Source organism: Streptomyces sp. NPDC107654 (assembly GCF_055639035.1).
The window spans coordinates 15,222-36,113 of the sequence record NZ_JBVKBI010000032.1; the positions used below are offsets into that span (position 1 = coordinate 15,222).

Here is a 20,892-nt window from a genome sequence, read left to right on the forward strand (position 1 = left end):
TCTCATAAGAGGCAGGACGACTACCCCCGGGTAACGAGGTGAGGGAGCCATGACGACCCTGACGGAAGCGGACGCGCTGGAGGGCCTGCGCGACGCGCTCGGCCTGCTCAAGGACCGGGAACAGGTGGCCGAACGGCTGCTCGTCTCTTCCGCCAAGCACTCCTTCGACCCGGACAAGGAGCTGGACTGGGACGCGCCCTTCGAGGAGGGCAAGTGGTTCTGGCCGCCGGAGCTGGTGTCCCTCTACGACACCCCGATGTGGAAGCGGATGAGCGAGGAGCAGCGCATCCTGCTCTCCCAGCACGAGGCCGCCGCGCTGGCCTCGCTCGGCATCTGGTTCGAGATCATCCTGATGCAGCTTCTCGTGAGGCACATATACGACAAGGCGGCGACGAGCGCGCACGTGCGGTACGCGCTCACCGAGATCGAGGACGAGTGCCGGCACTCGAAGATGTTCGCCCGGCTGATCTCGCACGGGGACACGCCCTGGTACCCGGTGAGCCGCGCCCACCAGAACCTCGGCCGCCTCTTCAAGACCATCTCCACCACCCCCGGTTCCTTCACCGCCACGCTGCTCGGCGAGGAGATCCTGGACTGGATGCAGCGGCTGACGTTCCCGGACGAGCGGGTGCAGCCGCTGGTCCGCGGGGTCACCCGCATCCACGTGGTCGAGGAGGCCCGGCACGTCCGGTACGCCCGCGAGGAACTGCGCCGCCAGATGGTGACCGCCCCGAAGTGGTCCCAGGAGTTCACCCGGGTCACCTCCGGCGAGTTCGCCCGCGTCTTCTCGGTCGCCTTCGTCAACCCCGACGTCTACACCAACGTGGGCCTGGACAAGCGGGAGGCCATGGCCCAGGTGAAGGCCAGCGCGCACCGGCGCGAGGTCATGCAGACGGGCGCGAAGCGGCTGACGGACTTCCTGGACGACATCGGTGTGCTCAGGGGAGTCGGACGGCGGCTGTGGAGGTCGTCGGGCCTCCTGGCCTAGGCCGGCCGGTGCGACCCGCAGGGGCGCGGGGAACGGCGCGGGCGGCCACCGTCTGCCGGCGGACGGAGGACGGCCGGGGCCGCGCGGCGATTAGGCTGCTGGTCATGACCCCGTCGGCCACCCCCGCATACCGCCGCCTGAGCGTCGAGGAGCGACGAAGTCAGCTCCTCGACGCCGCCCTGGGCCTCTTCGCGCACCGCGCCCCCGAGGACGTCTCCCTGGACGACGTGGCGGAGGCGGCCGGAGTCTCCCGCCCGCTGGTGTACCGGTACTTCCCGGGCGGCAAGCAGCAGCTGTACGAGGCCGCGCTGCGCTCCGCCGCCGAGGAACTCCGGCAGTGCTTCGACGAGGCCCGCGAGGGCCCCCTGCTGCCCCGCCTGTCCCGCGCCCTGGACCGCTATCTGGCCTTCGTGGACCAGCACGACGCCGGCTTCAGCGCGCTGCTCCAGGGCGGCAGCGTGGTGGAGACCTCCCGCACCACCGCCCTCGTGGACGGGGTGCGCCGGTCTGCCGCCGAACACATCTACGAGCACCTCGGCATCACCGGTCCCGGGCCCCGGCTGCGCATGACGGTCCGGATGTGGATCACGGCCGTCGAGGCGGCCTCCCTCATCTGGCTGGACGAGGGCAAGCAGCCCCCGGCCGGTGAGCTGCGGGACTGGCTGGTGGACCAGTTCGTGGCCGTCCTCAGCGTCACCGCGGCCCGTGACCCCCAGACCGCGGCACTCGTCGGCGCGCTCGCCGAGGATGGCCGAGACTGACCTCGTGAAGAGCCAGGACATCCCCTTCGAGGGCGGCCCCATGGACGGGCGGGTGCTGCCCGTGCTGCTCGGTCCCACCGGGCACCCCCCGAAGTCGTACCGCATCCCCGTCCCGAACCCGGAGGGCGGCCCGCCCACGGTGCTGGTCTACCGGCGTGTGCCCCGGGGGCACAGCAGGAGGCTGGGGCTGGTCCAGGGATGGAAGTACGCGTACGACCCGGACGACACCTCCGGGGGCGGGCTCCGGTGGCCCTGGTCGCGACCGAACGGGTGAAACCGCAGCGCCGTACCGCGCGGGCCTGCTCCTGACTCCGTACCGACGCGTCCGATTATCACCTTTGCGACTATCCCACCAGCAGAGGTGATGACGTGTCAGGAAGTCTTCTGCGGCTGGCCTGTGCGGCCACGGTGGCGGCCCAGGCCGCTCTCGTGCCCGTACCGGCCGCGGCCGCGCCGGACCCGCAGCGGTCCGTGGCCCGGCTGCTGACGGATCTTCAGCGGCTGTACCGGCAGACGGAACAGGCCACCGAGACCTACAACGCCACGACCGAGCAGCTGGAGCGGCAACGCGCCGAGGTGGCCCGGCTCGACGGCGAACTGGCCCGCGCCCGGCTCGCCCTGCAGGGCAGCCGGACCGACGCCGGGCGCCTGGCCCGGCAGCAGTACCAGAGCAGCGGCGGCCTCGGCCCGTACGTGCGGCTCCTCCTCGCCCCCGACCCCCAGCACGCGCTGGACGAGGGTCACGTCATCGGCGAGCTGGCACGCCAGCGGGCCCGTACGGTGACCCGGCTGGCCACCGCCGAGAGGCGCAAGGACACGCTGGCCCGCGCCGCCCGCAAGGCCCTCGACACCCAGCTCACCCTGGCCGGCCGGCAGCAGCGGCAGCGTGACGGCGTCCGGGCCGGACTCGCCGACGTGGAACGCCTGCTGGCCGGTCTCAGCCCCGACCAGCTCGCCGCGATCGCCCGCCTGGAACAGCAGGGGGTCACCGAGGCGCAGCGCAGGCTCACCACCGCGGGCGCCCTCCCCGCCGACCGCCCGGCCACCGCGCAGGGCGAACGGGCGGTCCGCTACGCCATGGAGCAGGTCGGCAAGCCGTACGCGTGGGGGGCGAAGGGCCCGGACGCGTTCGACTGCTCGGGCCTCACCTCGCAGGCGTGGGCCCACGCGGGGACACCGATCCCGCGCACCAGCCAGGAGCAGTGGGAACAGCTGGAGAGGATTCCGCTGAACCAGCTCCGGCCGGGCGACCTGGTCGTGTACTTCCCCGAGGCGACGCACGTCGCCCTGTACGTCGGGGACGGCAGGGTCGTCCAGGCGCCGAGACCGGGCGAGAAGGTCACGGTCTCCCCGATCGCCGGCCACCCGATCCTCGGCGCGGTACGTCCCGGTCCGGCAGCGCGGGGCTAGCGCGAGCAGAACGTCTTCCCGGCCGCGGCCGCGCCGTCCCGGAATCCGTCGCGGAAGTTGTCGTTCACCGGTACGCGCTTGAGGTCCCGGACGTCGCAGTCGTTCTTCATGGCGGCGTATCCCGCCTTGTAGCCCGCCGCGTACTGCTCCTGGGCGTTCATGCGCGCCCCCCGCTCGGCCGTGCCGCACCTGACCTCGGGGCCGCCGGCCTGCCGGGCGCTGACGGTGCCGGCGGCATGGCTGATCGTCGCGGCGAACGCGCCGTCGGCATCGGTCCGCACGGTGCCCTCGGCTCCGTGGGCGGACTCGATGAACACGGCCTTGTCCGGCCTGAAGTCCTCGCCGACGACCTCCAGGCGCGCCGGGCCGTCGGCCCGCGAGACACCGCAGGTGGGCGACGCCGTCGCGGCGGCCGTCGGGGCGGCGGGCGTCACCGCGGCCGTCAGCGCCGACACTGTCAACGCCGACACCGTCAGGGGCGTCAGCACCGCCAGGCGTACGCGTCGACCGTCCATGGGAACTCCTGCGTGGCTCGTCCCCCTCCGCCCCTTTCCCTCCAGCGTCCCTCCGCCGGTGAGAGGTGTCAAAAGGGGGACGGTCCCGTCAGGCCCGGGCCACCGACTCCAGGTAGGCGGCCGTCTTCTCCGGCTCGAAGAAGAAGTCCTCGAAGTCGGCCGGGTTGTCGAACGCGTTGGCGAATCGATTCGCCACCGGCTGGAGCTGCCCGGCCGCGCCGATGAGGTTCAGCACGTGCTCCGGCGGCGGCGCCAGCATGGCGTTGGTCCACTTGGTGACGTGCTGGGCGGTGGCCCAGTACCGGTCGAAGGTCTGCCGCATCCACTCCTCGTCGAACGGCTTGTCCCCGTGCTCCAGGATCGAGGCGAGGTACGCGGCCGCGCACTTGGCCGCCGAGTTGGAACCCTGGCCGGTGATCGGGTCGTTGGCGACGACCACGTCGGCCACGCCGAGGACCAGTCCGCCGCCGGGCAGCCGGCCGACGGGGTTGCGGACGGTCGGGGCGTACCGGCCGGCCAGCGTGCCGCCGGCGTCGGTGAGTTCGACCCTGGTGGCCCGCGCGTACTCCCAGGGCGTGAACCGCTCCATGAGTTCCAGGGTCAGGGAGAGGTGTTCCGCCGGGTCCTTGACGCCCTTGAAGACGTCGAGCGGGCCGCCGGGTATGCCCTCCCAGAACAGGATGTCGGCGCGGCCGGAGGTGGTCAGGGTCGGCATGACGAACAGCTCGCCGACGCCCGGGACCAGGTTGCAGCGGACCGCGTCGAACTCCGGGTGCTCCGGCCGCGGGCCGAGACCGTGGACGTACGCCACCGCCAGCGCCCGCTGCGGCTCGCTGTACGGGGAGCGCTCGGGGTCGCGGGCGAACATCGACACCAGTTCGCCCTTGCCCGCGGCGACCAGGACGAGGTCGTAGGTGCGGGAGAAGTAGTCCAGGTCGCCGACGGCCGCGCCGTGGATGACCAGCTGGCCGCCGCGCTGCGCGAAGGTCTCCATCCAGCCGGCCATCTTCACCCGCTGGTCGACCGACTGCGCGTACCCGTCCAGCCTGCCGACCCAGTCGATGGCCCGCTGCGTGGGGCCCGGGTCGTGCGAGCCGGGCGCGGCGACGGAGACGCCGACTCCCTCGATCTTCGGGGCCTGGGACTCCCAGAAGTTCAGCTGGAGGTCACGCTCGTGCTGGAGGGCCGTGTCGAACATGCACTGCGTCGACATGACCCGGCCGGAGCGGATCTCGTCCGCGGTCCGGTTCGACATCAGGGTGACCTCGTAGCCGTGCGACTGCAGGCCGAGGGCGAGCTGGAGGCCGGACTGGCCGGCCCCGACGACGAGTATCTTCCGCATGCGGGTGGTGCCTCCTACGGGAGCTGGGGACGGTTCGTGGACTACTCGGGGGTTTCGTCCAGCGCGTGGGCCACCAGGGCCAGGAGGGTCTCGATCACCGAGATCCGGCGCCGCGCGTCCATGATCATGACAGGTATGTGCGGAGGAATCGTAAGGGCCTCGCGCACGTCCTCCGGCTCGAACCGCTCGCTGCCGTCGAAGTGGTTGACCGCGACGACGTAGGGCAGTCCGCAGCTCTCGAAGTAGTCCAGTGCCGGGAAGCAGTCCTTCAGGCGGCGGGTGTCGGCCATGACGACGGCGCCGATCGCGCCGCGCACCAGGTCGTCCCACATGAACCAGAACCGCTGCTGGCCCGGCGTGCCGAACAGGTAGAGCACCAGGTCGTCGTCGAGCGTGATGCGGCCGAAGTCCATGGCCACGGTGGTGGTGAGCTTGCCCGGCGTGGCCGACAGGTCGTCGGTGCCCTCGCTGGCCTCGGTCATCAGCGCCTCGGTCTGCAGGGGCGTGATCTCCGAGACGGAGGTGACGAGGGTGGTCTTGCCGACGCCGAACCCGCCCGCCACCACGATCTTGGTCGCGATGGGGGCGCGGGTTCGGTCCGTCTGCCAGGCCCTCAGGTCCTCGTCCGGCTCGGCGAACCCGGGGACGAGGGGGGTGCCCCCGAAGGAGGCGGTGGCGTCAGAGACGGCGGAGTCCACTCAGCACCCTTTCCAGCAGAGCGCGGTCCGGGCGGCCGGTGCCGTGACCGGTTCCGGTGCCGTACACACGGATCTTTCCCTGGTCCGCGAGATCACTCAGGAGGACGCGGACCACGCCGAGCGGCATCTTCAGCAGCGCGGCGATCTCGGCCACCGTGCGCATACGGCGGCACAGTTCGACAATGGCCCGCATCTCCGGCATGACCCGGGCGGACAGCGGAGCACTTGTCAGTTCCCTGCGCTCCTCCGGGGCCTCCAGCGCGGCCACGAACGTCTCCACCAGGAGGACGTGGCCGAAGCGGGTACGGCCGCCGGTGAGCGAGTAGGGGCGGACGCGGGCGGGCTTGCGGTCACCGCCGCGGACCGGGAGCTGCGACTTCCCCGGCTTCCTCCCGGTGCCGGTCATCGGGCGCTCCCCGTCGACTCGGCCTCCAGGGATTTGCGGAGCTCGCTGCGGAGTTCGGGCGTCAGGACGTGCCCGGCGCGGCCGACGAAGAGCGCCATGTGGTACGCCACGACGCTCATGTCGCACTCGGCGGAACCGTGTACGCCGAGCAGTGAGCCGTCGCTGATCGACATCACGAACAGGCTGCCCTCCTCCATCGCGACCATGGTGTGTTTGACCCCGCCGAACTCCATCAGCTTCGCGGCGCCGACGGTGAGGCTGCCGATGCCGGAGACGATGGTGGCGAGGTCCGCGGAGGAGCCCCGGGGGCCCTTCGCCGGACGGGCCTGGCGGGACTGCTCGGTGTGGCCCGGGTCGGACGACAGCAGGAGCAGCCCGTCGGAGGAGACCACGGCGACGGACTGGATGCCGGGTACTTCCTCGACCAGGTTGGTCAGCAGCCAGTGCAGGTTGCGGGCTTCACTGCTCAGTCCGTAGGTAGTGGGCGCGGTCAACTGCTTGCCTCCTCGGCTGTGCCCCCCGTGGCTTCTTCGGCGTGTGCGTGGCTGGTCGGCCGCTTGGTGTTGGCCGTCTGTTCGGCGATCTCCGTCTCCACGTCGCGATAGCCGGCCTGGGCTCCGCTGCGGAAACCGCCGAGCCTGCGGCGCAGGGCCTCGGCGTCGACGGAGGTGCTGCGCTGGCGGGGCGGTGCGGCGGGGGCGGTGATCCTGGGTGTGCGCTTGGGGAGGCCCTTGCTGGTGAGCCGTTCCTCCTCCGCCTCGGCTTCGCCTTCGGCGTCGGTCCCTTCCCCGCCCGCACCGTCGGTGCGGGTTCCGTCGCCGGATGCGTGCGGTCCCTGGGGGGCGTCCTCGCCGCCGGCGGCCGCCGGGTCGTGGGGACGGGCCGCCGCGTCGTTCGCCGGCTCGGCCGGGGGCTCCGGGAGCAGCAGCTCCATCGTCGTCTCGGCGGGCGTCTCCGCCGGGGGCTTCGGGCGGGTCTCCGTGTCCCGGGCGGGCTGGGCGGCCTGCTCGTGGGCCTCCGCCGGCGCTTCGCGCGGCGCCTCCTCGCCTGCCTCCTGGCCGGCCTCCTCGCCCGCCTCCCGTACCGCCTGTTCCGCCAGGGTGACCAGGAGGTCCTGGTGCTTGGCGCGGGCGGGCAGGACGTTGGAGTTGGCCTCCGCGTCGGCGCCGGGGAGCGTGCGGGTGGTCGTGACGCCGGGGACGGTGGTGCGGGGCGGGAGGGCCGTGGGCGGGGCCTCGGTGAGGAGGCCGGACGGAAGGACGACCACCGCCGCGAGGCCGCCCTGCTTCTGCTCGCGCAGCTGCACGCGGACGCCGTGGCGGTGGGCGAGACGCGCGACGACGTACAGGCCGAGGCCGAGGCCGTCGTCGCCCTCCTGGTCGTAGAGGGACTCGGGGTCGAAGTCGGCGAGGCGGGCGTTGAGGCGGGCGAGGCGGTCCTCCGCCACGCCGATGCCCTCGTCCTGGACCGACAGCATGACCTCGCCCGACTCCAGGAGCCAGCCGGAGACCTCCACCGGAAGGTCCGGCGGGGAGAACGAGGTGGCGTTCTCCATCAGTTCGGCCAGCAGGTGGGAGAGGTCGTCGGCGGCGAAGCCGGCCACGTGCGCGTGCGGGGGCAGGGCCGCGATGCGGACGCGCTCGTAGCGCTCGATCTCGCTGACCGCCGCCCGGACCACGTCGACCAGCGGCACCGGGCCGGGGTGCTGCTGGACGTGCTCGGTGCCGGCGAGGACCAGGAGGTTCTCGCTGTGCCGGCGCATCACCGTGGCGAAGTGGTCGAGCTTGAAGAGCGTGGCGAGACGGTCCGGGTCCTGCTCGCGGTCCTCCAGGCCCTCGATGACGGCCAGTTGGCGCTCGACCAGGCCCAGGGTGCGCAGCGCCAGGTTGACGAAGGTGGAGCCGATGCTGGTGCGCAGCCGCTCCAGCTGGGCGGCGGAGTCGGCGAGTTCGGCGCGCAGCTCCTCGCGGGCGTCGGCCATCTTCTGCCGCTGGCCGACCAGGTGCTTGCGGTCGGTCTCCAGGGTGGCGACCCGCTCGTGCAGGGCCGCCGCGTGCGCGTGCAGGGCGTTGACCGAGCGGACCACCTGGGCGAACTCGTCGTTGCGGCCCGTGAAGGCGATCGGGTCCTGGGCCGTCGGGTCCTCGGCCTCGGCGAGGCGGGCGGAGCCGCGGCGCAGCACCGACAGGGGGCGGGTCAGACTGCGGGCCATGGCGGTGGCGATGCCGACCGCGACCAGCAGCAGCGCGCCGAGGACCGCGACCCGGATCTCCAGCGCGGTGACGTCGTCGTCGCGGAGCTTCTCGAGGTCCTTGGCGCGGTGGTCGTAGAGCGCGGACTCGGCGCCGCGCATCAGGTCGACGCGGGCGGACAGGGCCGCGTCCAGCTTCTTGGTGCCGGTGGTCAGCTCGCTGTCGGCGAGGGTGGGCTGGTCGGTGAGCGTCGCCAGGTACTTCTCGGCCGAGTTCACCTCGGGGCCGGTGACCGTGGAGGTGTAGGAGTCCACGGCGGCCTTGGGCGCGGTCGCGCGGAAGTCGGCGAGGGCCGCGTCGGCGCGCAGCCGGGCCTGCTGGGCGGCGGCGGTGAGCGCGTCGCGCTGTTCGCGGTCCGCGTCGCTGCCGGTGGCGGAGGTGGTGGGCAGGCCGGTGGTGGGGTCGATCACCGTCCGGCTGCGGGAGGGGACGTTCAGCGCGGCCAGCAGCAGGCCGCGGGCGGCGGCGGACTGCTGGACGGCGGAGTCCAGTTCGGCCAGGGCGTGGGCGCCGGAGCCGGCCCGCGGGGGCATCTGCTCGGCCAGCTGCTCGGCGAGCCGGTGCAGTGCGGTGATCGTCGCCGAGTACGCCTGGTGGGTCTGGAGGGTGGAGGTCTTGCCGGTGAGCGCGGCCCGGCGCAGCGCGTCGATGCCGTCGAGGGTGGTGCGCAGGTCCGCCGGGGTGTCGGTGTCGGCGCGCAGCTCCTCGACCTGCCGGTCCACGCGGGCGCTGCGGTCCTCCGAGGGTGCCTTGGACTTGGGGCGGCCGGCCGCGATGTACGAGGTGACCTCGTCGCGTTCGTCGGCCAGGGAGTGGGCGAGGGTGAGCGCGTCCTGGGTGCGGACGGCGAGCGTCACCAGCTCCTGGGAGTCGCTGACGTCCCCGGAGGCGGTGAGCAGCGCGGGCGCGCCGGCTCCCGCCACGGCGGCGGCCACCACGGCCACGGCGACGATCAGCCGGGTGCGCACATGAGTGGGACGGCCGGAGCCCACGGGGGTCTGGGGGACGGTCCCCTCGGGGGCCGTCTGCCTGCCTGTGCGCCGAGGCCGCTTCTTCTGCACCGGTGCTCGCATTCCTGAACTCGTCTACCCAGGGGCCCGGGTGGCGCCCCGTCATATCGGTGCCAAGTGGTGCGTACACCCGGTTCGTACGGTTCCCGACCCTCCCAGCGCCGGTGGGCAGTGGTCGCGCATCACCTGACCCGCCACCCGAAGGAGTGAACATCGGAGGGGAGTTGGCGGGCAAGTTCCTCTGGCGCGTGCGCGGCTGCCGTGCGCCGTGCCGGTTGGACGCGCGCGGCTGGCTTTGGCAGTATTCGCCACCACGTCTTCCCGGAGTGGCCCATTCCCCCCCAAACCAGGCGCCTGACCTGCGTGGTCACCCGAATTCGCCGAACGGTTGCCGGCCTTTGCCGGGGCGTGTGAAGGGCTCGTGCAGACTGGCCGGATGCGCACTGATCTCGTTTCGGAACCCGGCGACGCGTCCCGCCCCAACGAGGACTTCGCCGGTGTCGGACTACCCGCCTCCGGACAGGGCGGTTGCGTGATCGTCCTGGACGGGGTGACACCGCCGAGCGCCGGGACGGGCTGTCTGCATTCCGTCCCCTGGTTCACCGCGCGCCTGGGCGGGGCGCTGACCGAACTGACCGTTTCCGGCCGAGATCTGACGCTCCCGGAGATTCTCGCGACGGCGATCCGCCGTACCGCCGACGCCCACGCGGGCGCCTGTGACCTTTCTCACCCGCGCACCCCCCAGGCAACCGTCGCCCTGACCCGCTGGTCCGCCGCCGAGGTCGAGTACCTGGTGCTGTCCGACGCGGCGCTGCTGCTGCAGGGACCCGACGGCACGGTCACCCCGGTGCTGGACGACCGGCTGGCCCGGCTGCCGCGCGCCGCGCTCGCCACCGACGCCCTGGTCGACGCGAACCTGCGCAACAGGGAGGGCGGCTTCTTCACGGCCGCCGCCGATCCCGCGGTGGCGGCGCGGGCGGTCACCGGCGTGCTGCCCCGGCGCGAGGTCCGGGCGCTGGCCGCGCTGACGGACGGCGCGACCCGCTGGACGGAGACGTTCCGGGAGGGTGACTGGACGGCCCTGTTCGACGTGGTCGCGAAGGACGGCGCCCGGTCGCTGGTGGAGCGGGTACGGGAGCTGGAGGCGGCGGACCGTGAGGAGCGGGCGTTCCTGGGGCGGAGCAAGACGCACGACGACGCGACGGTGGTGTTCGCGGAGCTGTGAGCCGCCGTTCGGGCACGGCCGGCGGCGGGGGCGTCCGTCTCGGCCCCCGTGCCGGACCACCGGACCAGCCTCGGCCCCGTGCCGGACCACCGGACCACCCTCGGCCCCGTGCCGGACCACCGGACCACCCCCGGCCCCGTGCCCGACCACCGGACCACCCCCGGCCCCCGTGCCCGACCACCGGACTACTTCGCCATGACGCCGTTCAGCTCGTGGAGCAGCCGGGCCAGCTCGGAGACCTCGCTGCGGTCCCAGTGGGCCAGCTGGCGGACGTAGCGGGCGCGGCGGGCCTCGCGGACCGTACCGACGCGGCGGCGGCCCTCCTCGGTGAGGGTGACCAGCCAGGCGCGGCCGTCGGCGGGGTCGGGTTCGCGGGCGATCAGCCCCAGGTCCTCCAGGGCCCGCAGCTGGCGGGACATGGTGGCCTTGCCGACGCCGATGTAGGCGGCGAGTTCCGTGGCCCGCTGACCGCCGAGCTCGTCCAGCCGGATGAGCAGGCCGTACGCGGAGGACTCCAGGTCGGGGTGGACCTCCCGGGCCATCTCGCCCTGATTGGCGCGGGCACGCCGGAGCAGCACGGTCAACTCGCGTTCCAGCGCCAGGAACTCCTGGTCTGCACCACTGGGCGTCACCTGCCCGGCGACGCCGTGCGCGTCGCCGTTTCCGTCCTCGTGCACGTCAGCACCCCTGATCGGTTTCGCGGTCCTGAAAATTTCTGTCACATGTCGTCATTGCCGCAGCTCCGTAAGTATTTCGCAGGCGTAGACCAACGGCGTCCTCCGGACCCCCTTCCCACGCCGTATCTACGTGCGTAGCTTCTTTACCACGGCCCCTAATGGCATGCCCACGCCAGTGGACGCGCCGGCGCCATGAGCCCCCCACGCAGCTCGCGCAGTTCTCCCCCCACCCCACTCCCCGGAGGCACGACATGTCCGTGCTCAGACCCGGCTCGCCCCCCTCCCCCCTCTTCTCCGCCTCCTCCTCCCGCGTGCGCCCCCTCCGCCGCCCGCGCCCCCGCGCCGTCCTCCTCACGGCCCTGCTCGCGGCGCTCTCCTGCGCTCTGCCGCTCACCTCCGCGCAGGCCGCGAGCACCCCCAGCCGCGGCTCCGCCCACATGGGCATGGGCGTCCTCGCCCACGACGGCCAGGACGGCACGCCCAGCACCGGCGACGCCACCCAGACGGAGGGCGTCGACGTCGCCGCCTACCAGGGCAACGTCGCCTGGTCGACCCTGTGGAACAGCGGGGTCCGCTGGGCGTACACGAAGGCGACGGAAGGCACGTACTACCTGAACCCGTACTTCGCCCAGCAGTACAACGGCTCCTACAACGTCGGCATGATCCGCGGCTCGTACCACTTCGCCACCCCGGACACCACCAGCGGCGCCACCCAGGCCAACTACTTCGTCGACCACGGCGGCGGCTGGTCCCGCGACGGCAAGACCCTGCCCGGCGCCCTCGACATCGAGTGGAACCCGTACGGCGCCGCCTGCTACGGCAAGACCGCGAGCCAGATGGTCGGCTGGATCACCGACTTCGTCAACACCTACAGGTCACGCACCGGCCGCTACCCGGTGATCTACACGGCCGCCAGCTGGTGGACCCAGTGCACCGGCAACCACGGCGGCTTCGCGGTGAACAGCCCCCTGTGGATCGCCCGCTACGCCTCGGACCCGGGGACGCTGCCGGCCGGGTGGTCGTACTACACCATGTGGCAGTACACCTCCTCCGGCCCGACCGTCGGCGACCACGACAAGTTCAACGGGGCGCTGGACCGGGTGCAGGCACTGGCCCTGGGCTGACACAGCCCCGCGGGCCGGGGATCGGGCACCCTCCCGGTCAGGGATCCGGGGTCCCTTCCCGGCCGGGTGCCCCGCGGGGCGCCCGGGGCAGGCACGGCGACAGGGCGCCCGGCCGGGTGCGGGACGGCGCCGGTGTCGCCGCCGGTGCCCGGCCGACGGCCGGGTGGTGGGTCCCGCCGGTGGGGGCCACCGGTTGCGCCGCGCTGCGTTGGTGCTCCGCGCCGCCCGGGATCATGCTGGTCAGGAGAGCCTGCCGAGCAAGGGCGAGATGAGCGGCGATGGAGCGACAGTCGACGTACACGGCCACGGCCACCATCGATGAGCAGGGCATCCTGACCGGCTGGAGCGAGGGAGCGCGGCGGCTGCTCGGCTACGACTCCCCGGCCGTGGTCGGCCGTCCCGCCACCGCGCTCCTCGCCACCGACGCCGCCGCGGTCCGGCGGGCGCTGGCCGGCCGCAGCCGCTGGAACGGCAACGTCCCGTTGCGCCACCGGGACGGCCGGCACCTGGAACTCGGCGTGCTCGCCCACCGCCGCACCACGGGCACCGGCGCCACCGACTGGCTCGTGGTGAGCGCCGTGACGGCCCGGGCCCAGCCGCCCCGGGGTGAACCGCTGGAGGAGTGGACCTTCCTCCAGTCCCCCTTTCCGCTGGCGATCTTCGACGCGGAGCTGCGCCTGGTCCGCGCGAACCGCCGGCTGGAGCACGCCCTCGCCCTGCCCGAGGCGGCGATGCGCGGGCTGAGCCTCGCCCACATCGTGCCGGGGGCCGCGAGCGAGGAGGCCCACCGGGCGATGCGGCTGGCACTGGAGTCCGGCCGGCCGCAGGAGTCGCGGGCCGGGCTCGGTCCCGACCTAGGCCGGGCCACCCTCCTCACCCCCCTGAAGGACGCCGACGGCAGGGTGCGGGCCGTCTGCCTGTCCGTGGAGCAGCCGTCCCCGGAGCGCACCGGCCGTGCCCGTCCCCCCGCCGAGTCCGACACCGCCGTCGGGACGGCGGCGGACCAGGCCCGTGCCGCCCAGGAACTGGCCGAGGTGACGGTCCCCAGGCTGGCCGACGCGATGACCGTCGACCTGCTGGACTCCCCGCTGACCGGCACCGGGACCGTCCACCCCGGGCCGGAGCGGTTCGTGCTGCGCCGGGCCGCCCTGCGCACGGTCCCCGACGGCGCGGGGCCCGGCTCCGGCACATGTGTCGGCGAGGCGGTCGTCTGCCCGGCCGACTCGCCGCCCGCCCGCTGTCTGACGCTCGCCGGCCCGCAGCTGTACGACACGGCGGACCCGGCGGTCGCCGAGTGGGCGGCGCTGGACCCGGGCGGCGCGTGGGTGCGCGCGTCCGGGACGCACGCGCTGCTGGCGGTGCCGCTGCTCGCCCCGGGCGGCACGCTGGGCGTCGCCCTGTTCGGCCGGCACCCGGAGCGGGGGTCCTTCGGCCCGGAGGAGCTGCGGCTCGCCGAGGAGTTCGCCGCCAAGGCCGCCGCCGGCATCGAACAGGCCCGCGGCTACGCGCGCTCCCGCACCACCACCATGGCCCTGCAGCGCAGCCTGCTGCCGCACACGCTGCCCGAGCAGGAGGCCCTGGAGATCGCCACCCGCTACCTGCCGGCCGCGACCCGGGCCGGCGTGGGCGGCGACTGGTTCGACGTGATCCCGCTGTCCGGGGCGCGGGTGGCGCTGGTCGTGGGCGACGTGGTGGGCCACGGCATCCGTGCCTCCGCCACCATGGGCCGGCTGCGCACGGCGGTGCGCACCCTGGCCGACGTCGACCTGCCGGCCGACGAGCTGCTCACCCACCTGGACGACCTGGTGCTGCGGCTCGCCGCCGACGAGGGCAGCGCCGACCCGGACGCGGACAGCGCCGGCGGCATCGGCACCACCTGCCTGTACGCCGTCTACGACCCGGTCTCGCGCCGGTGCTCCCTGGCCCGGGCCGGGCATCCGCCGCCCGCGGTGGTGAGCCCGGACGGCGTCGTCCGCTTCCTCGACGTGCCCGCGGGGCCGCCGCTGGGGCTCGGCGGGCTGCCCTTCGAGGCGTTCGAGACGGAACTGCCGGAGGGCAGCCTGCTGGCGCTGTACACCGACGGTCTGCTGGAGGCCCGCGACCACGACATCGACGAGGCGCTGGAGAAGATGTTCACCGCGCTGGGCCGCCCCGCGAAGTCACTGGACTCGGTGTGCGACCGGGTCCTCACCGAGCTGCTCACCCGCCGCCCCGACGACGACATCGCCCTGCTGGTGGCCCGTACCCGGGCGCTGCACGAGGACCTGGTCGCCTCCTGGCAGCTGGACGACGAACTCACGGTCGTCTCCCGGGCCCGACGGTACGCCACCGAGCAGCTGACGGCCTGGGGGCTGGACGAGGCCTCCTTCACCACCGAGCTGATGGTCAGCGAGCTGGTCACCAACGCCATCCGGTACGGCCGCCCGCCCATCCGGCTCCGGCTGATCCACCAGGGCACCAAACTGATCAGCGAGGTCTACGACTCCAGCGGCACCACCCCGCACATGCGGCGGGCCCGGATCTTCGACGAGGGCGGCCGGGGCCTGCTGCTGGTCGCCCAGCTCGCCGAGCGCTGGGGCACCCGGCACGACCGGGTGGGCAAGACGGTGTGGGCGGAGCAGTCGCTGACGGCACCCTGACCCCGCACGCGGACGCGCCCCCGCCCGTGGTGCTCCGGGTACGGGTGCTCGTGACGGCGAGCACGGCCAGCCGCCTGCCCCGCAGCCACTGGCGCACCACACAGGTACGGATCGTGTTCTTCACGGTTCTCTCCTGTCGCGTTCCGCGGGCCCCGGTCGGTGTCCGGTGTCTCCGGTGCGGCCCGTACGTCCAGTAGGCCGGAACGGCAGGTCGGGGTCATGTTCCGGGGTCTCGGGACTTGACGGCGGGAGAACGCGGCCCCGAACCCGGCCCTAGCGGGGCGCCCGGAGCACGGGACCGGCCCAGGACGGGGGCTCGGGCGGCTCGGGCAGCGGCGGCGGTTCGGGCAGCGGGTCCGGCTGGGGAAGCGGGTGCGGCTCGGGAGGCGCGGGCTCCTCGGCCTCCCGCGCGCCCCGGTCCGCGCAGGGGGCGGCCGGGGGCAGGTCGGCCGACGCCGGTGCGGACGCGCCGCGGCCGGCGCCGCCGACGGCACCGCGCAGGGCACCCACGAACTCCAGGCAGGTGTCGTAGCGGTCGTCGGGGATCTTCGCCAGGGCCCGGCGCAGGACCTCGTCCGCGGCGGCGGGGATGTCCGGCCGGTCCTTGCTCAGCGCGGGCGGGGGGTCGTACTGGTGGGCCCAGAGCAGCTCCATGTGGTCCGCCCGCCGGAAGGGCGGGGCACCCGCGAGGGTCTCGTGGACCACGCAGGCGAGGCTGTACTGGTCGGACCGGCCGTCCACCGGGCGCCCGGCGATCCGCTCGGGCGCCACGTAGTCCAGCGTGCCGACGAACTCGCCGGCCGTGGTGAACCCGGTGAGCGACAGGGACTTCTTGGCCAGCCCGAAGTCGGTGAGGTACACGTGCTCCGGGTGGTCGCTGTCGATGCCCTTGGTGATCAGCACGTTGCCGGGCTTGACGTCCCGGTGCACCAGGTCGCGGGCGTGGGCCGCGTCGAGCGCGGAGGCGAGCTGGGCGGCGATGCGCAGCGCGGCCGGCACCGGGAGGGGGCCCTCGCGGTCGAGCAGGGCGCGCAGGTCGAGGCCGGCCACGAAGCACATGGCGATGTACAGCACCCCGTCCGCCTCTCCGGCCTCGAAGACCGGCACGATGTTGGGGTGGTCGATGGCGGCGGCGACCCGGGACTCCTGGGCGAAGCGGCTGCGGAAGGCCTCGTTGCGGGTGTACTCGGGGGCGAGCAGTTTCAGGGCGACCGTGCGGCCGAGGCGCAGGTCCTTGGCGCAGTAGACGACGGCCATCCCACCACGGCCGAGTTCGCGCTCCACCCGGTAGCCCGCGATCTCGGCCCCGATCAGGCCGGAGGCGCTCTCGGGAGCCCACGTCACGTCCTGATTCTACCGAGTGATCCCCTTTCGGGCCCATGGCCGGGACGGGGGGCGCGTACGGGGAAGGCCCGGGCCTCCCTCACGGGACCCGGGCCTCCCGCGTCCGGCAGCTCATCCGGACGCTCGACCGGAGCTCGTACCGGAGCTCATCCGGACGCTCCTCCGGGAGCGGGCGTCACGCCGCGACCGGAACCTCCGGCGCCGACTCGCTCGTGGCGGGCGCGAGCGCCAGCTCCAGGACCTGGCGGACGTCGGTCACGGCGTGGACGTCCAGCTTGTCCAGCACCTCGGCCGGGACGTCGTCCAGGTCGGGCTCGTTGCGCTTGGGGATGATCACGGTGGTCACCCCGGCGCGGTGGGCGGCGAGCAGCTTCTGCTTCACCCCGCCGATCGGCAGGACCCGGCCGGTCAGCGAGACCTCGCCAGTCATGGCGACGTCGGTGCGGACCAGGCGGCCGGAGAGCAGCGAGGCGAGGGCCGTGGTCATCGTGATGCCCGCGCTCGGGCCGTCCTTCGGCACCGCGCCCGCCGGGAAGTGGATGTGCACGCCCCGGTCCTTGAGGTCGGCCACCGGCAGCTCCAGCTCGGCGCCGTGGCTGCGCAGGAAGCTCAGCGCGATCTGCGCCGACTCCTTCATCACGTCACCCAGCTGGCCGGTCAGGGTCAGCCCCGCCGCGCCCGTCTCCGGGTCGGCCAGGGACGCCTCCACGTAGAGCACGTCGCCGCCGGCGCCGGTGACCGCGAGGCCGGTCGCCACGCCGGGCACGGCCGTACGGCGCTCGGCCGGGTCCTGGGCGGACTCGGGCACGTGGTGCGGCCGGCCGATCAGCGCGCGCAGGTCGCCGTCGGTGACGGTGAACGGCAGTTCCCGCTCGCCCAGTTCGTGCTGCGCGGCGATCTTCCGCAGCAGCCGGGCGACGGACCGCTCCAGGGTCCGTACGCCCGCCTCGCGGGTGTACTCGCCGGCGAGCTTGCGCAGCGCGCTCTCGTCGAGCGTGACCTCGTCCTTGTCCAGGCCGGCCCGCTCCAGCTGACGCGGGAGCAGGTGGTCGCGGGCGATGACGACCTTCTCGTCCTCGGTGTAGCCGTCCAGGCGGACGATCTCCATCCGGTCGGCGAGCGCCTCCGGGATGGCCTCCAGGACGTTGGCGGTGGCGAGGAAGACCACGTCGGACAGGTCCAGCTCGACCTCCAGGTAGTGGTCCCGGAAGGTGTGGTTCTGCGCCGGGTCGAGCACTTCGAGGAGGGCGGCGGCCGGGTCGCCCCGGAAGTCGGAGCCCACCTTGTCGATCTCGTCCAGCAGGACCACCGGGTTCATCGACCCGGCCTCCTTGACGGCGCGCACGATCCGGCCGGGCAGCGCGCCGACGTACGTACGGCGGTGACCGCGGATCTCGGCCTCGTCACGGACGCCGCCGAGGGCGACCCGGACGAACTTGCGGCCCATGGCGTGCGCGACACTCTCTCCCAGACTGGTCTTTCCGACACCAGGCGGGCCGACCAGGGCGAGTACGGCACCGCCGCGCCGCCCGCCGATGACGCCGAGCCCGCGGTCGGCGCGCCGCTTGCGCACGGCCAGGTACTCGGTGATGCGCTCCTTGACGTCCTCCAGACCGGCGTGCTCGGCGTCCAGCACCGCCTTCGCGCCCTGGATGTCGTAGGCGTCCTCGGTCCGCTCGTTCCACGGCATCTCCAGGACCGTGTCCAGCCAGGTGCGGATCCAGGAGCCCTCGGGCGACTGGTCGGAGGCGCGCTCCAGCTTGTCGACCTCCTTCAGGGCGGCCTCGCGGACCTTCTCCGGCAGACCGGCGGCCTCCACGCGGGCGCGGTAGTCGTCGGACTCCTCGACGGAATCCCTGGAGTTCTCCCCGTTCAGCTCGCGCAACTCCTTGCGCACCGCCTCCAGCTGACGGCGCAGCAGGAACTCGCGCTGCTGCTTGTCGACGCCCTCCTGGACGTCCTTGGCGATGGTCTCGGCCACCTCCTGCTCCGCGAGGTGGTCGCGCAGCTGCTGCGTGGCGAGCCTGAGGCGGGCCACCGGGTCGGCCGTCTCCAGCAGCTCGACCTTCTGCTCGGTGGTCAGGAACGGCGAGTAGCCGGAGTTGTCGGCGAGGGCCGACACGTCGTCGATGGCCTGGACGCGGTCCACGACCTGCCAGGCGCCGCGCTTCTTCAGCCATGTGGTGGCGAGCGCCTTGTACTCCTTGACCAGCTCGGCCACCTGGCCCGGCAGCGGCTCGGGAACGGCCTCCTCGACCCGGGCGCCCTCGACCCAGAGGGCGGCGCCCGGTCCGGTGGTGCCGGCGCCGATGCGGACCCGGCTCCGCCCGCGGATCAGGGCCCCGGGGTCACCGTCGGCCAGCCGGCCGACCTGCTCGACCGTGCCGAGGACGCCGGTCCTGGCGTACGTGCCGTCGACGCGCGGCACCAGCAGCACCTTGGGCTTCCCGGGTTCGGAACGGGCGGCGGCCTGCGCGGCCTCCACCGCGGCCCGCACCTCGGCGTCGCTCAGGTCCAGCGGAACCACCATCCCGGGCAGCACGACCTCGTCGTCGAGCGGCAGCACGGGCAGGGTCAGCGTGAACGCCGGTGACTCAGCAGCCATGATTTCCCCTTCGGCAGTCAACTTGAGCTATGCCGACTCAATGTTCTGGCGCCGCCCATTGTTCCCGTGAGGGTGTTCGCTGTGAGCGATCATGTGCGCCGAAGGGGTGCCGGCGACGGAAAACCTGCGTCACGGCAACGGAGCACCTGCGTCATCCGGGGGTTTCGCGGCTGGTCGCGCGGTTCGCCGCGCCCGTCAGGCCGGCCGGTCCCGGCGGCGTACGAGAGGCCAGGCGGACACGCCGATCGCCAGCGCGATCAGGTGACCCCAGTCGGTCAGGGGATCGGCGTACACCAGCAGCGCGTCCAGGAGCGCGCCGGTCACCAGTGCCAGCAGGGGCCAGCGCAGCCACGGGCGGAGCAGGCCCGCCAGGGCTCCGGTACTCGCGGCCACGCCGAAGCTGATGCCGTAGTCCAGGCGGTGCAGCGAGGATCCGGGCAGGTGGCCGGCGAGGACGGCGAGGCCCACCGGGACCTCGGTGGCGAGGGTGGCCAGGACATGGCCGGCCAGGAAGACACCGGCGGCCCGCAGCGCGCCCGCCCGTCGCTCCAGCGCGGTGAGCACCAGCACGAAACCGAGCGCGTACGGCGAGAGGAGCCCGCCCGCGACCCACAGCGCGCTCGCCAGGAGCACCGGCACGGGCGCGCCGGCCAGGTGGGCCACGTCCGTGCTGGACTCCTGGTGCAGGGCGTGCACCAGACCGGGGTCGGCGCGGGCCGCGACCAGGGAGGTGACGGCCAGGACGGCCGTGTAGGCGAAGGTGAACGGGGTGCCGGCCGGAGTGGGCAGCAGGCGCCACGGACGGGGCAGCGGACGGGACGGGCGCGCGGCCGGAGCGGGGGGCGCGGCGCCGCGCTGGCGGGGTATGCCGTCGAGCAGGCCCGCGAGGACCGGGGGGCCGGCGGCGGCCGTGCCGTCCGGAAGGGGCGCGCCCGGCGCGGGCGGGGACACGCCCTGCGAGGGGCCCGTCGTGCTCCGTTCCACGGTGAGGCGCTCCTTCCGTCGCGCCCCACCCTCCGTGCCCGGTGCGCCGCTGTCTATGACCGACGCCACGCGAGAGCGGTTTCACGGCAACCTCTCACCGGCCCGCCGCGTCCGGCCCGCGGCCCGTGGCACACGTCCGGGGGCGTCATGCGCAATTCCCGTGAACGCCGGGCGCCGTTCGAGCAGGATGGGGGCATGACTGCCGTGTACGACTCTCCTGTGGTCCTTGACCGACGCGACGGCCCGTACGGCGAGGTGGTGCTGCGCAGGCACGGTGCGCTGCTGCAGATCATCGCCAACGGCTGTTTCCTGATGGACACCTCCGACGGCCGGTCGGAGCGGCTGCTGGTCGACGCGGCCCGGTCGGCGCTGGACGGGCGGCCGGCACCCGAGGTGCTGATCGGCGGGCTGGGCGTGGGATTCTCGCTCGCACACGCCGCCGCGGGGCCCGGGTGGGGGCGGATCACCGTGGTGGAGCGGGAGCCCGCCGTGATCGGCTGGCACCGGGAGGGACCGCTGGCCGAGGTGTCCGCGGACGCGCTCGCCGACCCGCGGACCTCGATCGTGGAAGCGGATCTCGTGACCTACGTCAATGAGACATCCGACACGTTCGACGCGCTGTGCCTCGACATCGACAACGGGCCCGGCTGGACCGTCTCGGAGGGCAACGACGGCCTCTACTCACCGGCCGGACTCGCCGCCTGCGCGCGGGTGTTGAGACCCGGCGGGGTGCTCGCGGTGTGGTCGGCCCAGCCCTCTCCGGAATTTGAAGGAAGCTTGCGGAATGCCGGGTTCCAGCAGGTGCGTACCGAAGAGGTGCCGGTTGCCCGGGGCGTTCCGGACGCCGTCCACCTCGGCGTCCGACCTGGATAGCGACAGCGCGGTGAGTCCCCGTAATGTGCTGCCCTGACG

The 20,892-nt window shown here is 73.5% G+C and carries 18 protein-coding genes; 8 read left to right on the top strand and 10 right to left on the bottom strand.

The genetic code is table 11. The annotated features are described in order from the left end of the window. Positions 1–49 precede the first annotated feature (49 nt). The 4 genes from ACZ7N4_RS35120 (at position 50) to ACZ7N4_RS35135 (ending at position 3,159) form a co-directional block, all read left to right on the top strand. Positions 50–988: an AurF N-oxygenase family protein gene (locus ACZ7N4_RS35120; protein ID WP_471367178.1), complete on the top strand. Its 939-nt coding sequence runs from the start codon at positions 50–52 to the stop codon at positions 986–988. 104 nt (positions 989–1,092) lie between these two features. Beyond that, on the top strand, positions 1,093–1,749 hold the full coding sequence (locus tag ACZ7N4_RS35125) for a TetR/AcrR family transcriptional regulator (protein ID WP_471367182.1): 657 nt from the start codon (positions 1,093–1,095) through the stop codon (positions 1,747–1,749). Then, positions 1,736–2,023 carry a hypothetical protein gene (locus ACZ7N4_RS35130; RefSeq protein WP_471367185.1) on the top strand — a complete coding sequence of 96 codons (288 nt, stop codon included), beginning with the start codon at positions 1,736–1,738 and terminating at the stop codon, positions 2,021–2,023. Before ACZ7N4_RS35125 ends, ACZ7N4_RS35130 begins: the two co-directional genes overlap by 14 nt. Before the next feature lie 95 nt (positions 2,024–2,118). Continuing rightward, complete coding sequence (locus tag ACZ7N4_RS35135; RefSeq protein WP_471367187.1) at positions 2,119–3,159, top strand: C40 family peptidase; 1,041 nt, start codon at positions 2,119–2,121, stop codon at positions 3,157–3,159. Here ACZ7N4_RS35135 and ACZ7N4_RS35140 read toward each other — a convergent pair. The 6 genes from ACZ7N4_RS35140 to ACZ7N4_RS35165 form a co-directional block, all read right to left on the bottom strand. Next, on the bottom strand, positions 3,156–3,674 hold the full coding sequence (locus ACZ7N4_RS35140; protein ID WP_471367189.1) for a hypothetical protein: 519 nt from the start codon (positions 3,672–3,674) through the stop codon (positions 3,156–3,158). The genes ACZ7N4_RS35135 and ACZ7N4_RS35140 overlap by 4 nt on opposite strands. Before the next feature lie 88 nt (positions 3,675–3,762). Continuing rightward, positions 3,763–5,016 carry a styrene monooxygenase/indole monooxygenase family protein gene (locus ACZ7N4_RS35145; RefSeq protein ID WP_471367192.1) on the bottom strand — a complete coding sequence of 418 codons (1,254 nt, stop codon included), beginning with the start codon at positions 5,014–5,016 and terminating at the stop codon, positions 3,763–3,765. A gap of 41 nt (positions 5,017–5,057) precedes the next feature. Then, positions 5,058–5,714, bottom strand: coding sequence for a GTP-binding protein (locus ACZ7N4_RS35150; protein WP_471367195.1), 657 nt, complete (start codon positions 5,712–5,714; stop codon positions 5,058–5,060). Beyond that, complete coding sequence (locus ACZ7N4_RS35155) at positions 5,695–6,120, bottom strand: DUF742 domain-containing protein (protein ID WP_471367198.1); 426 nt, start codon at positions 6,118–6,120, stop codon at positions 5,695–5,697. Before ACZ7N4_RS35155 ends, ACZ7N4_RS35150 begins: the two co-directional genes overlap by 20 nt. Beyond that, positions 6,117–6,614, bottom strand: a complete 498-nt coding sequence (locus tag ACZ7N4_RS35160) for a roadblock/LC7 domain-containing protein (protein ID WP_471367200.1) — start codon at positions 6,612–6,614, stop codon at positions 6,117–6,119. The genes ACZ7N4_RS35155 and ACZ7N4_RS35160 overlap by 4 nt, the downstream gene beginning before the upstream one ends. Further along, complete coding sequence (locus ACZ7N4_RS35165; RefSeq protein ID WP_471367204.1) at positions 6,611–9,433, bottom strand: sensor histidine kinase; 2,823 nt, start codon at positions 9,431–9,433, stop codon at positions 6,611–6,613. The genes ACZ7N4_RS35160 and ACZ7N4_RS35165 overlap by 4 nt, the downstream gene beginning before the upstream one ends. Before the next feature lie 385 nt (positions 9,434–9,818). On the opposite strand from ACZ7N4_RS35165, the gene ACZ7N4_RS35170 reads away from it, so the two are divergent. Next, a complete protein-coding gene (locus ACZ7N4_RS35170) occupies positions 9,819–10,607 on the top strand; it encodes a protein phosphatase 2C domain-containing protein (protein WP_471367206.1) in 789 nt (262 codons plus the stop codon). Between the two features lie 185 nt (positions 10,608–10,792). Here the strand turns inward: ACZ7N4_RS35170 and ACZ7N4_RS35175 are convergent, their stop codons facing one another. Next, positions 10,793–11,284 (bottom strand): MarR family winged helix-turn-helix transcriptional regulator, encoded by a 492-nt coding sequence (locus ACZ7N4_RS35175; RefSeq protein ID WP_471367209.1) that lies wholly within the window; start codon positions 11,282–11,284, stop codon positions 10,793–10,795. A 251-nt stretch (positions 11,285–11,535) separates the two neighbouring features. Here ACZ7N4_RS35175 and ACZ7N4_RS35180 point away from each other — a divergent pair, with 251 nt between their 5' ends. Next, positions 11,536–12,408 (top strand): lysozyme, encoded by an 873-nt coding sequence (locus ACZ7N4_RS35180; RefSeq protein ID WP_471367211.1) that lies wholly within the window; start codon positions 11,536–11,538, stop codon positions 12,406–12,408. A 278-nt stretch (positions 12,409–12,686) separates the two neighbouring features. Then, positions 12,687–15,047, top strand: a complete 2,361-nt coding sequence (locus ACZ7N4_RS35185; protein WP_471367213.1) for a SpoIIE family protein phosphatase — start codon at positions 12,687–12,689, stop codon at positions 15,045–15,047. A 273-nt stretch (positions 15,048–15,320) separates the two neighbouring features. Here ACZ7N4_RS35185 and ACZ7N4_RS35190 read toward each other — a convergent pair whose 3' ends face one another. From ACZ7N4_RS35190 to ACZ7N4_RS35200, 3 genes are all read right to left on the bottom strand, one after another. Beyond that, positions 15,321–16,391, bottom strand: a complete 1,071-nt coding sequence (locus ACZ7N4_RS35190; RefSeq protein WP_471367216.1) for a serine/threonine-protein kinase — start codon at positions 16,389–16,391, stop codon at positions 15,321–15,323. A 175-nt stretch (positions 16,392–16,566) separates the two neighbouring features. Continuing rightward, positions 16,567–18,996, bottom strand: a complete 2,430-nt coding sequence (lon, locus tag ACZ7N4_RS35195; protein ID WP_471367219.1) for an endopeptidase La — start codon at positions 18,994–18,996, stop codon at positions 16,567–16,569. A gap of 195 nt (positions 18,997–19,191) precedes the next feature. Continuing rightward, the gene (locus ACZ7N4_RS35200; protein WP_471367222.1) at positions 19,192–19,980 is read right to left on the bottom strand and encodes a rhomboid-like protein; all 789 of its coding nucleotides are present in this window, start codon (positions 19,978–19,980) and stop codon (positions 19,192–19,194) included. 195 nt (positions 19,981–20,175) lie between these two features. Here ACZ7N4_RS35200 and ACZ7N4_RS35205 point away from each other — a divergent pair, with 195 nt between their 5' ends. Then, complete coding sequence (locus ACZ7N4_RS35205) at positions 20,176–20,853, top strand: spermine/spermidine synthase domain-containing protein (RefSeq protein ID WP_471367224.1); 678 nt, start codon at positions 20,176–20,178, stop codon at positions 20,851–20,853. The last annotated feature ends 39 nt before the right edge of the window (positions 20,854–20,892 follow it).

Coding starts and splice junctions, on each gene's coding strand:
- ACZ7N4_RS35120 (WP_471367178.1), top strand. CDS start 50: ATGACGACCCTGACGGAAGCGGACGCGCTGGAGGGCCTGCGCGACGCG.
- ACZ7N4_RS35125 (WP_471367182.1), top strand. CDS start 1,093: ATGACCCCGTCGGCCACCCCCGCATACCGCCGCCTGAGCGTCGAGGAG.
- ACZ7N4_RS35130 (WP_471367185.1), top strand. CDS start 1,736: ATGGCCGAGACTGACCTCGTGAAGAGCCAGGACATCCCCTTCGAGGGC.
- ACZ7N4_RS35140 (WP_471367189.1), bottom strand. CDS start 3,674: ATGGACGGTCGACGCGTACGCCTGGCGGTGCTGACGCCCCTGACGGTG.
- ACZ7N4_RS35145 (WP_471367192.1), bottom strand. CDS start 5,016: ATGCGGAAGATACTCGTCGTCGGGGCCGGCCAGTCCGGCCTCCAGCTC.
- ACZ7N4_RS35155 (WP_471367198.1), bottom strand. CDS start 6,120: ATGACCGGCACCGGGAGGAAGCCGGGGAAGTCGCAGCTCCCGGTCCGC.
- ACZ7N4_RS35170 (WP_471367206.1), top strand. CDS start 9,819: ATGCGCACTGATCTCGTTTCGGAACCCGGCGACGCGTCCCGCCCCAAC.
- ACZ7N4_RS35180 (WP_471367211.1), top strand. CDS start 11,536: ATGTCCGTGCTCAGACCCGGCTCGCCCCCCTCCCCCCTCTTCTCCGCC.
- ACZ7N4_RS35185 (WP_471367213.1), top strand. CDS start 12,687: ATGGAGCGACAGTCGACGTACACGGCCACGGCCACCATCGATGAGCAG.
- lon (WP_471367219.1), bottom strand. CDS start 18,996: ATGGCTGCTGAGTCACCGGCGTTCACGCTGACCCTGCCCGTGCTGCCG.
- ACZ7N4_RS35205 (WP_471367224.1), top strand. CDS start 20,176: ATGACTGCCGTGTACGACTCTCCTGTGGTCCTTGACCGACGCGACGGC.